6 protein-coding genes are annotated in these 13318 nt (G+C 71.0%); 4 read left to right on the top strand and 2 right to left on the bottom strand.

The window, feature by feature from the left end:
• Positions 1-4: 4 nt before the first annotated feature.
• Entirely contained in the window at positions 5-1039 is a 1035-nt protein-coding gene (locus D3880_RS00810) for an AraC family transcriptional regulator (RefSeq protein ID WP_119891649.1), read from the bottom strand.
• 343 nt (positions 1040-1382) lie between these two features.
• Positions 1383-3056 (bottom strand): Na/Pi cotransporter family protein, encoded by a 1674-nt coding sequence (locus D3880_RS00805; RefSeq protein WP_119891648.1) that lies wholly within the window; start codon positions 3054-3056, stop codon positions 1383-1385.
• Between the two features lie 240 nt (positions 3057-3296).
• On the opposite strand from D3880_RS00805, the gene D3880_RS00800 reads away from it, so the two are divergent.
• The 4 genes from D3880_RS00800 (at position 3297) to recD (ending at position 13106) form a co-directional block, all read left to right on the top strand.
• Positions 3297-4004 (top strand): hypothetical protein, encoded by a 708-nt coding sequence (locus D3880_RS00800; protein WP_119891647.1) that lies wholly within the window; start codon positions 3297-3299, stop codon positions 4002-4004.
• A 237-nt stretch (positions 4005-4241) separates the two neighbouring features.
• The gene (gene recC, locus D3880_RS00795; protein WP_119891646.1) at positions 4242-7592 is read left to right on the top strand and encodes an exodeoxyribonuclease V subunit gamma; all 3351 of its coding nucleotides are present in this window, start codon (positions 4242-4244) and stop codon (positions 7590-7592) included.
• Positions 7589-11152, top strand: coding sequence for an exodeoxyribonuclease V subunit beta (gene recB, locus D3880_RS00790; protein ID WP_119891645.1), 3564 nt, complete (start codon positions 7589-7591; stop codon positions 11150-11152). Before recC ends, recB begins: the two co-directional genes overlap by 4 nt.
• 115 nt (positions 11153-11267) lie before the next feature.
• A complete protein-coding gene (gene recD, locus D3880_RS00785) occupies positions 11268-13106 on the top strand; it encodes an exodeoxyribonuclease V subunit alpha (protein ID WP_119891644.1) in 1839 nt (612 codons plus the stop codon).
• The last annotated feature ends 212 nt before the right edge of the window (positions 13107-13318 follow it).

The following is a 13318-nucleotide window of genomic DNA, read 5'->3' as shown; positions in this document are numbered from 1 at the left end:
CTGGCTAGCCGCCCGCCTGGCCGTGCCGGGCGCGGTACTCGCCGGGGGTCAGCCCGGTCCAGTGGCGGAAGGCGCGGAAGAACACGCTGGGCTCCGAATAGCCGAGCAGCAGGGCGATCTCGGCGGCGGGCAGCTGGCCGTCGCGCAGGTAGCGCTCGGCCAGTTGCTGACGGGTGTCGTTGAGCAGCTGCTGATAACTGCTGCCCTCCTCGGCCAGGCGCCGCTGCAGGGTGCGCTCGCTGAGATTGAGGGTGCGCGCCAGCTCGGCGCGGTCCGGCTCGCCATGCGCCAGCTGGGCGCCGAGCAGGGTCACCACCCGGGCGATCAGGCCTTCGCTGGGCAGCCGCGCCAGCAGCGCCTCGGCGTGCTGGCGCAGCAGATGCTGCAGCGGCGGATTGGCCTGGATCAGCGGCGCCGTGCGCAGCGCCGGCGGCAGCACCAGGGCGTAGGCGGCGGCATTGAACCGCAGCGGGCAGGCGAACACCTCGGCGTAAGGTTCCAGCGCTGCCGGTTCGGCATGCCCGAAGTCGGCGCGCAGCAGGCGGAAATCCTCCAGCAGCGGCGTCATCATCTGTACCCAGAAGGCCATCAGCGCCAGCACCCGCGTACGCGTCGCCGGCAGCTCGGGGTGCAGCGGCCGATAGACCAGACGCAGCTCGCCGTCGCCCTCCTCCAGCAGCAGCTCACCGCCCTCGCCGACCAGGCGCTGGTAGCGCAGCCCGGCGGCGATGGCGTCGCCGAGAGTGGCGCTGCTCTGCAGCAGGTAGCCGAGCACGCTGAACGGCCCCGGCGCCAGGTTCTGCCCCAGGACCAGGCCTGGCTCGGGCAGGGCCAGCCGGCTGGCCAGCTGTTGCCAGAGCTGCTCCTGGGCGGCGAACGGCACCCGCGCGTCGGGGTCGCTCAACTGCGCTTCCTGCAGGCCGCAGGCGTGCAGCAGGGCATCGCGCTCCAGGCCCAGGCGCTGGGCGGCATGCAGCACCGCCTGGGTGATGCTGGCGCTGACGGAGGCGTGGTGGGGATCGAGGGCGGTCGTGGTCATGGGGCTGATTCTGCCCAAGGCGCCGGCCAGGCGGTAGTGCGCTATGAGTTTCAGAACCTGTTCAAGATCGTCGCGAGCGCAGGTCAGGCAAGGCGCTACGACCAACGGGAGTAACAGCCGCAGGCTGGCCCGCAGGGTGAGCGCTAGCGAGCCTGTTTTCAACGCCGCATGGCCAAGCGCAGCAGATATTGGACAGGTTCTCAGAACCTGTCTCGGATCTCGCGAGCTAGAGCGAGACAAGGCAAAAACAGCCGAAGAAGCGCAGTTTACGCGTTGTAAATGAGCATTCTGAGGCTGTTTTTAACGCTGTATCGCCTACGCGCAGCAGATCCGAGACAGGTTCTCAGGGCGAATGGTTGAAATCGGCCAACGCCTCGTTCGCCGGCAGATCCTGCTGCAGGGCGCCGGTGTCGGCCTCTTCCAGCACCACGTAGGCGCTGCTGCAGAACAGCGAGTTGAGCCGGCGCATGTCGGCGATCAATTCCAGATGCAGCGAGCTGGTTTCCAGGCTCTGCACGTTCTGGTGGTGCAGGCGGCCGACATGGGCGTGGGCCAGGCGCCGCTGCAGGGCACGGAAACGGCGTTTCTCGCGCAGCAGCTGGCGCGCGCTTTCCGGGTCACCGGAGAGGAACACCGACAGGCCCAGGCGCAGGTTGACCAGCAACTGAGCGTGCAGGCTGGCCAGCTCCTCCAGGCCGTGCGCGGAAAACGAGCGGCGCTGCGCGGTCTTCTGATCCTGGATCTTGCCGAGCATGCGTTCGACCAGGTCGCCGGCCTGTTCGAGATTGACCGCCAGCTCGATGATTTCCGCCCAACGGCGATTGTCCTGCTCGCTCAGCCCCTCGCGCGTGATCCGCGCCAGGTACAGCTTGACCGCGCTGTAGAGGGCATCGACGTCGTCGTCCAGGCGGTGCAGCTCGCGGCTCAGCGCCGGCTGGTTGCCGCGCAGCACCTCGAGCAGATGCTCCAGCATGGTTTCGATCAGGTCGCCGATGCGCAAAGTTTCGCGCACCGCGTTGGCCAGCGCCAGGCTCGGCGTGCCCAGGGCCGCGGGGTCGAGATGGCGCGGCCGGGCGAGGCCGCTGGCCTCGGCTTGTTCCGGCAGCAGCCAGGTGCAGAAGCGCGCCATCGGCCGCACCGTCGGCAGCAGCAGCAGGCAGCGCAGGCTGTTGTAGAGCAGGTGAAAGCCGATCACCAGGCCCTGTGGGCTGAGCGCCAGGCCGTCCAGCCACTGCGTCAGCGGCGCGAGCACCGGGATGATCAGCAGCAGGCCGATCAGCTTGTACAGCAGGCTGCCGAGCGCCACCCGCCGGCCGGCCGCGCTCTGCATGCTGGTATTGAGCAGGGCCAGCAGGCCGCTGCCGATATTGGCGCCGATCACCAGGCCGATGGCCACCGGCAGGCTGATCAGCGCGGCGCCGGCGAGGGTCGCGGTGAGCAGCACGGCGGCCAGGCTGGAATAGGACAGCAGGGCGAACAGCGCGCCGACCAGGGCGTCGAGCAGCAGGTCGCCGGTCAGCGAGGCGAACAGCACCTTGATCCCCTGCGCCTGGGTGATCGGCGCGGCGGCGCCAACTATCAGTTCGAGGGCGAGGATGATCAGCCCCAGGCCGATCGCCACCCGGCCGAGCTGGCCGGCGCGGGTCTGCTTGCGCGAGAGGAAGAAGATCACCCCGAGGAAGATCAGCAGCGGCGACAGCCACGACAGGTCGAGGGTCAGCACCCGCGCCATCAAGGCAGTGCCGACGTCGGCGCCGAGCATGATCGCCAGCGCCGGGGTCAGCGCCATCAGGCCCTGGGCGACGAAGGAGGTGACCAGCAGGGCGGTGGCGTTGCTGCTCTGCACCAGGGCGGTGACGCCGATACCGGCGAGGAAGGCCAACGGCCGGCGGTTCATGTTCTGACTGAGGATCTTGCGCAACTGCGCGCCGAACACCCGCAGGATGCCGGTACGGACGATATGCGTGCCCCAGATCAGCAAGGCGACGGCGGACAACAGGTTCAGCAGGGTCAGCATGGAGCGGCCTCCCTGGCGGCTTGCCGGTTATCGGGCGGCGCTCTGGCGCATGGCCGGCGCCGCTTCTTTCGTGGGACCGCAGTGAAAGCGGGCGAGTTCGGACTTTTCCTCGCCGGCGCGGTCCTATGTCTAGCTTTAGTTGTAGATGAGTGACGACGCCAGTCCACAGCGGCAATTGCTGACCGCGGGCCCGGGCGCCGCCCTCGTCGCCGCTGGCCCACGCGCCTGGAGGAATCGCTGATGCGCAACGTCCCGTCCCTGCCGCGCCTACCCCTGCTGCTGGCGCTGCTCCCCGTCCTCGCCGCCTGCGCCACGCCCTCCGCGCCGCCCGCGCAGAGCCTGCCCGAACGCGACGCCGAGCGGGTCGCCACCAAGGTCTCGCAGTACGTCGACCGCTTCGGCTGCCTGCCGGGCGAGTTCGACCCCGCCAGCCTGCCCAAGCCGATCGCCGCCGGCCAGCCCGGTGAATTCATCGCCGGCTACCACAACCACGTCGAACTGGGCTCGCCCTGCAGCACGCAGATCAGCCACGCCTACAACGGCGTGTTCGGCTTCAACCTCGACGACCTCCAGGGCGCCACCATCGTCTCCGCCGAGCTGCTGCTCGAGCGGCGCAACACCGAAGTGAGCAACCGCGTGGCCGGCGGCGACCAGTGCGCCCTGCCGTTGCTGATGGCCAGCGAGACGCCGGACGCCGGCGGCAACTTCGCCGTGGTCGCCGGCACGCCGCTGCCGGAGCTGCTCAAGCAGGTGACGCAAAGCAGCACGACCACCAGGGTGAGCATCCCGGTGACCGCCGAGGTGCAGCAGTGGGTGCTCAACGACCATCCCAACTTCGGCTTCGTGCTCGCTCCGCCGCACGGCGCCCTGGCCAAGAACGAGGACAGCTGCACCGGCTACTGGGCGAAACCGCGGCTGAAACTCGAAGTGGTGCCGGCGGCGCAGTAGCCGGTAGGTTGGGTTGAGGAGCCTGCGACGAAGCCCAACGACCGAGGCATGGCGCAGCACCCGCTCCGGCATCACCTTCGCCGTTGGGTATCGCTGCGCTCAACCCAACCTACGTTCCCGTGCCGCGCGGTAACCCACGCGGCGCCCTGCCTCGCGCGCGACACCGGCAGTCGCGCCTGCCCACCCTCCTGATCGAGCTGATACGCTAACGCCCTCGACAGGACGCCGGCTCGCCTCATGCTCAACCTCTTTCACGCCCCCGATCTGGAAACCCTCGGCGCGCTGGCCACCCGCCTGCTCGCCCAGCCGCAGCGCGATCCGCTGGCGCCGGCACGGGTGGTGGTGCCGAGCCAGGGCATCGGCCGCTGGCTGAGCCTGGAGCTGGCGCGCAGCCAGGGCATCGCCATGCACCTGGAGGTGCAGCTGCCGGCCAAGTTCGTCTGGGAGCTGAGCCGCCAGGTGCTCGGCCAGCTGCCGGAGCAGTCGGCCTTCTCCCCCGCCACCCTCAGCTGGCGCCTGTATGACTGGCTGTGCGAGGCCGCCAACCTCGAGCGCGCGCCGCGCCTGGCGCAGTACCTGGACGGCGGCGACGAACGCCGGCGTCTGTCCCTGGCGGCACGCATCGCCGACGTGTTCGACCAGTACCTGCTGTACCGCGACGACTGGCTGGCCGCCTGGGAGCGCGGCGAGTTGCTCGACCTCGGCCGCGACGAAGCCTGGCAAGCCCTGCTCTGGCGCGAGCTGACTGCCGACGGCCACCCGCACCGCGCGCGCCTGCTCGACGACCTGCTGCAGCGCCTGCACGGCCCGGCGCCCATCGCCGGCCTGCCCGAGCGCCTGCTGGTGTTCGGCATCAGCAGCCTGCCGCCGCACCACCTGCGCGTGCTCGACGGCCTGGCGCGGCACACCGAGGTGATCGTCTTCGCCCTCAACCCCTGTCGCGAGGCCTGGGGCGAGATCCGCGACATCCGCGAACTGGCGCGCCAGCCGGAGCTGAGCCCGGGCGACTGGTATCTGGACGTCGGTCACCCACTCTTGGCGAGTCTGGGCAAACAGGGCCGCGACTTCTTCGACAGCCTGTTCGCCCTGGCCTCGGCCGAGGGCGGCCAGGAAACCGGGCTGTATTCCGAAGACCAGGATTTGCACGACGACAGCCTGCTGCACGCCCTGCAGCACGACATCCTGCGGCTCAGAACGCGCAGCCCGGAGGAGCGCCTGGTGCTGCGCGACGACGACCGCTCGCTGGAGCTGCACATCGCCCACTCGCCGCTGCGCGAAGTGGAAATCCTCCACGACCAGCTACTCGCCCGCTTCCAGGCCGACCCCGGCCTGAGCCCCGATCAGGTGGTGGTGCTGACCCCCGACATCGAACGCTACGCGCCCTACATCGAAGCGGTGTTTGCCGCCAAGGCCGGCGCCCCGCGGATTCCCTTCAGCCTCGCCGACCGCAGCCTGCGCAAGGAAGTGCCGCTGCTCGAGGCCTTCCTCGAACTGCTCGGCCTGCCGGAAAGCCGCTTCGCCGCCGAGGACATCCTCGCCTGGCTGGAGCAGCCGGCCATCGCCCGCCGCGCCGGCATCGAGGCCGAAGACCTGCCGCTGCTGCGCGACTGGCTGCACGAGGCCGGCGTGCGCTGGGGCCGCGACGCCGCGCACCGCGCCCAGCTCGGTTTGCCGGCGGACCCTGCGTTCAGCTGGCGCCAGGGCCTCGACCGCCTGCTGCTCGGCTTCGCCGCGCCGCCGCAATTGGCCGGCAGCGGCCTGCCGCTGCTCGGCGACAGTTGGCCGCTGGACGCCGTGGAAGGCGCGCGCGGCCAACTGCTCGGGCGTCTCGCCGCCTTCGTCGCCCGCCTTGCCGGGCTCGCCGAACAACTGCAACGGCCCCGCCCGCTCGCCGACTGGGCCGACAGCCTGCAACAACTGCTCGACAGCCTGTTCGACGAGCGCGAAGCCGGCGACAGCCTGCTGTTGCTCAGCCAGGCCTGCGCCACCCTGCGCGAGCAGGCCGCGGCGTCCGGCATCCAGCGGCCGCTGGAGCTGGCCCTGCTGCGCCAGCAACTCAGCGTGCAGCTGGAACAGGGCGGCGGCGCCGCGGGCTTTCTCACCGGTGCGGTGACCTTCTGCACCATGGTGCCGATGCGCAGCCTGCCGTTCCGCCAGGTCTGCCTGCTCGGCCTCGACGACGGCGCCCTGCCGCGCCGCGCGCCGGCCGCCGGCTTCGACCTGATCGCCCACAAGCCCCGCCGTGGCGACCGTGCGCGGCGCCTGGACGACCGCTACCTGCTGCTGGAAACCCTGCTGTCGGCGCGCGATGGCCTGTACCTCAGCTACGTTGGCCGCGACCCGCGCGACAACGCCGAGCTGCCGCCCTCGGTGCTGGTCAGCGAACTGCTGGAAGCGGTCGACCTCACCGCCGTCTGTGGGAGCGGATTTATCCGCGATCCAGGCAGCGCAGAAGCATCGCGAATGAATTCGCTCCTACCAGAAGAGCAGAAAGCCAGCGCCGCCATTACCATCGCCCACCCGCTGCAACCCTTCGCCGCCGACGGCTTCCAGCCCAGCGGCCGCCTCCAGGGCTTCGCCGCGTCCTGGTTCCGCGCCGCCCAGCGCCTGGCCGAAGCGCCACTGCTGCAGCCGCCGGCCTTCATCGAACGCCTGCCGGAGCCGGGCGCGGCCTGGCTGTGCATCGAGCCCGCGCAGCTGCTGCAGTGCTTCCGTCAGCCGGCGCGCTTCCTGCTCGAACAGCGTTTGGGTCTGCGCCTGGCCGCTGCCGAAGAGGCCATCGCCGCCGACGAACCCTTCGCCCTCGAAGGCCCGGCGCGGCGCGGCCTGCGCCTGCTGGCGCTGCAAGCCATCGAGCGTGACTGGTCCGAGCAGGACGAGCGCCGGGTCGCCCGCGCCGCCGGCTGGCTGCCGTCCGGCGAACTTGGTCACGCGCTGTGGGGCCAACTGCGCGGCCCGGTGCGCGCCTTCGCCCCACGGCTGTTCGAGACGCGCCCGCTTGAGGCGCCGCAGCCGCTGCTGGTGGACGTCCAACTGGCCGGCGTGCGCGTGCACGGCTGGCTCGATGGCGTCACCGCCGACGGCCTGTTCGACTGGCGCCTGTACGCCCCCGGCGCCTGGGACCTGCCCGGCTTCTGGCTGCGCCACCTGTTGCTGAACTGCGCCTTAACATCGGGCAGCGCCACGCCGGGTATCGCGCGCGACAGCCTGCTGGTGTCGCCGGCCGGCGATTGGCAGCTCGGTCCGCTGGATAACCCCGCCGAGCTGCTGGAGAGCTGGTTGGCTGCCTACCGCGAGGCGCTGTGCGAGCCGCTGGCGTTCCTCACCCGCAGCAGCTTCGAGTTCGCCAAGGCGCTGTGCACGCCCAGCGCGCGCAGCAAGAAGGAGCCGATCGACGCGGCCCGCGGGGCCGCGCAGACGGCCTGGCTCGGCGCCGAGTTCAGCCCGATCCCCGGCGAGAGCCTCGACCCCTGGAACGCCCTGGCCTTCCGCGACCGTGAGCCGCTGGACGAGCGCTTCGAGGCGCTCGCCGAACAACTGCTCGGCCCGGCGCTGAAAGCCTTGGCCAGCGAGGAGGACGACGCATGAGCCTTGACCTGCAGACTTCCGCCTTCGACGGCCGCTCGCTGATCGAAGCCAGCGCCGGCACCGGCAAGACCTGGACGCTGACCGCGCTGTACGCGCGCCTGCTGCTCGAGCGCCAGCTCAGCGTCGGGCAGATCCTCGTCGTCACCTACACCACCGCCGCCACCGCCGAGCTGCGCGAACGCATCCGCACGCGGCTGGCCGAGCTGCTGGCGATCTACGCAGGCACGCCGAGCCAGGATGCCTTTCTCAGCGAACTGCACAGGCGGCATCCCGGCGAGGACGCGCGCCGCCGTCTGCTATTGGCGGTACACGGTTTCGACGAGGCGGCGATCTTCACCATCCACGGCTTCTGCCAGCGCGCCCTGCAGGACGCCGCCTTCGAGGCCGGCGGCGACTTTGACAGCGAGCTGACCCAGGACGACCGCGAGGTGCTCGACGCGCTGCTCGCCGACGCCTGGCGCCACGAGCTGGCTGCCGCCGAGCCGGCCTGGGCGCGCTTCCTGGCGCGCAGCAAGATCACCCCCGGCCTGTTGCGCCAGCAGTTGCGCCAGCACCTGGGCAAGCCCTACCTGCGCATCGAGCCGCGCGAGGCGGTCGGCGCCGACGAACTGGAGGCGGCCAGCGCCGCCTGGGCGCAGGCCGCGCAACTGTGGCGGGACGGCGGCGCGGCGCTGATCGAAGCCTTGCGCGCCCACGGCGGGCTCAGCCAGAGCACCCACAAGCTGGTCAAGCTGCCGCTATGGGCCGCCGAGCTGGACGCTTATTTCGCCGACCCGGCGGCACTGTTCGAGGCGCCGGACGGCCTGGCCAAGTGCGGCGCCGCCGCGTTGCTGAAGGCCACCAAGAAAGGCCATGACGCGCCGCAAAGCGCCATCGCCGAGGCCTTCGACGCCCTCGTCGAAGCGCTGGCCCAGGCGCTGCCGGCCGGCCAGCAACGGCTGATCGCCTTGCAGGTCAAGCTGCTCGACCGGCTCAACGCCGAGCTGCCGGCACGCAAGGCGGCGCAGCGCCTGCTGGCCTTCGACGACCTGCTCAATCGCTTGAACGAGGCGCTGCACGGCGCGGCCGGCGACGATCTGGCCAGCACCTTGCGCACCCAGTACCCGCTGGCGCTGATCGACGAGTTCCAGGACACCGACCCGGTGCAATACGCGATCTTCGACCGCATCTACCCCGTGTCGCCGGGCCAGGCGGGTGGCGACCTGTGTTTCGTCGGCGACCCCAAGCAGGCCATCTACGCCTTCCGTGGTGCCGACCTGGCCACCTATCTCAAGGCCCGCGATGCCGCCGCGCGGCGCTACGACCTGCCGTTCAACTACCGCTCGACGCCCGAGCTGATCGCCGCGCTGAACCAGCTGTTCGCCCGTCCGCAGCCGTTCGCCGAGCAGGGTCTCGACTATCCGCCGGTGAGTGCCAGCAGCAAGCCGCGCGCCCGATTGGTGCTGCCGGACGCGGACAGCGGTGCGCCGCTGGCGCTGGTCTGGCTTGCAGACGAGGGGCTGAACAAGGGCCGCGCCGGCGAGCTGGCCGCGCTCGACACCGCCCAGCGCATCGCCGCATTGCTCGCCGCCAGCGCTCGCGGTGAGGCCTATTTCGCGGATGACAAAGGCCGAGCGCCGCTCAAGGGCGGCGATATCGCCGTGCTGGTCGCCAGCCATCGCGAGGCCGCCAGCGTCGCCAGCGAGCTGGCCGCGCGCGGCGTGCCCAGCGTGCGCCGTGGCCGTGACAGCGTGTGGCACAGCGAGGAGGCCGGCGAACTCGCCGCGGTGCTTGCCGCCTATGCCGAGCCGGGCCGCGAAGGCCTGCTGCGCTACGCCCTGGCCACCCGCCTGCTCGGCCGCGATGCCCAGCAGCTGGCGCGCTGCCAGGACGACGAACGTGCCTGGGACAAGGAGCGCAGCGATGCCGAGCAGTACCACCAGCTGTGGCAGCAGCACGGCTTTATGCGCGTGTTCCGCGCCTGGTTGGATCAGGAAGGCGTCGCCGAACGCCTGCTGGCCGGGCTCGATGGCGAGCGGCGGCTGACCAATCTGCTGCACCTGGCCGAACTGCTGCAGAGCGAACGCCTGCAGCGTCCGGGCCTGGAAGCGCTGCTCGCCTGGTTCAACGCCCAGCGCGGCAGCGAAGGCGCCGGCGAGGACGCCCTGCTGCGCCTGGAAAGCGATGCCGAACGGGTGCAGATCGTCACCATCCACACCTCCAAGGGCCTGGAATACCCGCTGGTGTTCTGCCCCTTCCTGTGGGACGGCCGCCTGCTCGGCCAGCACAAGAGCAGCGCGCGCTGCCACGACGAAGAGGGCCGGCCGCTGCTCGACCTCGGCAGCGCGCGGCTCGACGAACGCCTGGAGCAGGCGCGCCGCGAACAGTTCGCCGAGAAGCTGCGCCTGACCTACGTCGCCCTGACCCGCGCGCGCGATCGCCTGTGGCTGCATTGGGGGCCGGTGGCGGTGCCCAAGCCGAGCCAGAAGACCGGCGCCCTGCCGGACGAGGGGCTGCACAGCAGCGCCCTGGCCTGGCTGCTGCACGGCCGCGAACTGAGCGGCGCCGATGCCCTCGGCGAGTTGGGCGGCCATCTCAACGAGCGCAGCGGCGCGGCGCTGGCCGCCGAACTGGACGCATTGGCCAATGCCAGTGGCGGCCTGATCGCCCGCCTGCCGCTGCTCGGCCAGGAGTCCAGCGCCGCCGGCCAGCTGCGCGGCGTGGCGCCGGCGGCCTTGCAGCGTTTCGCCCGCAGCCTGTCCAGCGCCTGGCGCATCGGCAGCTTCTCCGGACTGGCCGCTGGCCTGCATATGGAGGCACCGGACCGCGACGGCCTGGTGATGCCGGATGCCAGCGAGCCGGGCACGGGCTTCTTCGCCTTCCCGCGCGGCGCCCGCGCCGGTACCTGCCTGCACGCGATCCTCGAGGACTGGGCGCGTGGCAAGGGCGCCTTGGCCGATCTGGTCGAGCCGGCCCTGAGCGCACACGGCATCCCCGCCGACACCTGGGGCGCCATCGCCAGCCAGCAGTTGCAGCAGGTGCTGGACAGCGATCTCGACGGTAACGGCCTGCGCCTCGCCGATCTGCAGGCGGCGCGGCGGTTGCCGGAGCTGGGCTTCACCTTCCCGGTCGCCGACCTCGACGTGCAGCGCCTGCGCGCGATCCTCAGCGACCCGGCCATGGGCCTCGCCGAACCGCTGCGCGAGGCCGCCGCACGGTTGGAATTCGACAGCCTCAAGGGCTTCCTCAAGGGCTTCATCGACCTCACGTTTGAGCACCGGGGGCGCTGGTACATCGCCGACTACAAGTCCAACTGGCTCGGCCCGGACCCCAGCTACTACGGCGGCGAGCGCCTGCTGCAGGCGCTGGCCGGCGAACATTACTACCTGCAATACCTGATCTACCTGGTGGCGCTGCGGCGTTTCCTGCGCCAGCGCCTGAGCGATTTTGCCGACGAGCAACTGGGCGGCGCCTTCTACCTGTTCCTGCGCGGCATGCCGACGGCCGGGGTGTACTTCGCCCGGCCCAGCGCGGCGTTGCTGGATGCCTTGGATGAATTGTTTGTGGGGGACAACCGATGAGATTTCGTCCCGTAGGATGGGTTGAGCCTGCGCTACCCATCGCCGTGCAGGCCGGCCCCCTGCTGGGTATCGCTGCACTCAACCCAACCTGCGTGCTGTTCGCCGGAGAAAGCCGATGAATCCCGCCGACCTGCCCCTCGGCCCGCTGGAGCGCGCCCTGCTCGACAGCCTGCAGCGCCTCAATCCGGACGCGGCGGCCAGCGCGCTGGCCGCCGCCGCGCTGTGTTGCGAGGCGCTGGGCAAGGGCGACGTGTGCCTGCCGCTGGCGCGCTGGGCCGGGCAGCGGCCGTGGCCGGACTGCGCCTTCGGCCTGCCGGCGCTGGCCGACTGGCATGCGCAGTTGCGGGCATCCAAGCTGGTCGGCGCACCGGGTGAATTCGCGCCGCTGATCCTCGACGGCGAGCGCCTGTATCTGGCCCGCTACCAGGCCTACGAGGCGCAGCTGGCGGCGCAGCTGCTGGCGCGTGCGGCGGATCTGCCGGTGGTCGACGAGGCGCAGTTGAGTGCCAGCCTCGCCCGCCTGTTTGCCTTCAATGCTTCATTACAGGCGGGGCAACAACCCGACTGGCAGCGCCTGGCCGCCGCCCAGGCGGTGCGCCGCAATCTGGCGGTGATCTCCGGCGGCCCCGGCACCGGCAAGACCACCACCGTGGTGCGTCTGCTCGCCGCCCTGCTCGAGCAACCCGGTGGCGAACGCCTGGCCATCGGCCTGGCCGCGCCCACCGGTAAGGCGGCGGCGCGCATGGCCGAAGCGCTGCGCAATGCCAAGGCGGCGCTGCCGGTCAGCGAGGCGGTGAAGGCGGCGCTGCCGGAAGAGGCGCGCACCCTGCACCGCCTGCTCGGCAGCCGTGGCGACAACCCGCAGGTGCGGCATCACGCGGCCAACCCGCTGGCGCTCGACGTGCTGGTGGTGGACGAGGCGTCGATGGTCGACCTGGCGCTGATGGCCAAGCTGGTCGACGCCCTGCCGCCCCGCGCACGCCTGATCCTGCTCGGCGACAAGGACCAGCTGGCCGCCGTCGAGGCCGGCGCGGTGTTCGCCGAACTCTGCGAGGGCCGTGGTTTCGACGCCCGGGCCGCGGCCGATCTCGAGCGCATCAGCGGTCAGCGGGTGGCGGTCGAGGCGCCGCGCTCGCGCCTCGGCGATGCGGTGGTGCTGCTCAGCCACAGCCACCGCTTCGCCGGCGACAGCGGTATCGGCGAACTGGCGCGGCGGATCAATGCCGGCGCGGCCAGCGCCACCCTCAACCTGCTCAAGGAAGACCGCCGCGATCTGGTCTGGCAGCCGCAGCCGAGCCCGGCGGCGCTGCTGGAACGCCTGGAGCAGGGCTATCAGCCCTATCTGCAGGCCGCCCGTGGCGGCGAGCCGACGGCCGCCTTCGCCGCCTTCAATGCCTTCCGCGCCCTCACCGCCCAGCGCGAGGGCGCGTTCGGCGTCAGCGGCCTCAACGAGGCCCTGGAGGCGCGCCTCAAGCGCCGCTTCGGCCTCGCCGCGCGCGAGCGCTGGTATGCCGGGCGGGCGGTGATGGTGCGGCAGAACGACTACGCGCTCGGCCTGTTCAACGGCGACATCGGCCTGTGCCTGGCCAGCGAGTCCGGCCTGCGGGTGTTCTTCGAAGGTGAAGACGGCTTCCGCGCCTTCGCCCCGGCGCGCCTGCCCAGCCACGACAGCGCCTTCGCCATGACCGTGCACAAGAGCCAGGGTTCGGAGTTCGCCGAAGTGCTGCTGGCCCTGCCGGAGACGCCGAGCCCGCTGCTGACCCGTGCGCTGCTCTACACCGGGATCACCCGCGCCAAGCACAAGGTGGAGCTCTGGGCCTTGCCGGCGCGCCTGGCCGAGGCGGTGAACACCAAAGCCGAGCGCGCCGCCGGACTGGCCGAGCGCTTGGCGCTGCCCGGGGCCGCGCCACGGCAAGACCCGCCGGGTACGGCGGGGCAGCTGGACCTGTTCTGAAAACCTGTTCACGATCTGCTGCGCGTCGGCCATACGGCGTTAAAAATGGCCTCGGAAAGCAGCTTGCTGCTAACGCGCTTCAGCGCGACCCGGAGGGCGAGTGAAACGAGTCATGCTCATTTACAACTCGTAAACTGCGCTCCCTTGGCCATTTGACTCGCTCCGCTCGCCCTTCGGGCCAGCCTTCGGCTGTTACTCCCGTTGGTCGTTGC

It is taken from the genome of Pseudomonas cavernae, from assembly GCF_003595175.1.
GTDB classification, from domain to species: Bacteria; Pseudomonadota; Gammaproteobacteria; order Pseudomonadales; family Pseudomonadaceae; genus Aquipseudomonas; species Aquipseudomonas cavernae.
This window is presented reverse-complemented; position numbering and strand designations above follow the sequence as displayed.

Bases quoted from the DNA above. Each gene is read 5' to 3' on its own strand.
- recD (WP_119891644.1), top strand. From the start codon at position 11,268: ATGAATCCCGCCGACCTGCCCCTCGGCCCGCTGGAGCGCGCCCTGCTC.
- D3880_RS00810 (WP_119891649.1), bottom strand. From the start codon at position 1,039: ATGACCACGACCGCCCTCGATCCCCACCACGCCTCCGTCAGCGCCAGC.
- recC (WP_119891646.1), top strand. From the start codon at position 4,242: ATGCTCAACCTCTTTCACGCCCCCGATCTGGAAACCCTCGGCGCGCTG.
- D3880_RS00800 (WP_119891647.1), top strand. From the start codon at position 3,297: ATGCGCAACGTCCCGTCCCTGCCGCGCCTACCCCTGCTGCTGGCGCTG.
- D3880_RS00805 (WP_119891648.1), bottom strand. From the start codon at position 3,056: ATGCTGACCCTGCTGAACCTGTTGTCCGCCGTCGCCTTGCTGATCTGG.
- recB (WP_119891645.1), top strand. From the start codon at position 7,589: ATGAGCCTTGACCTGCAGACTTCCGCCTTCGACGGCCGCTCGCTGATC.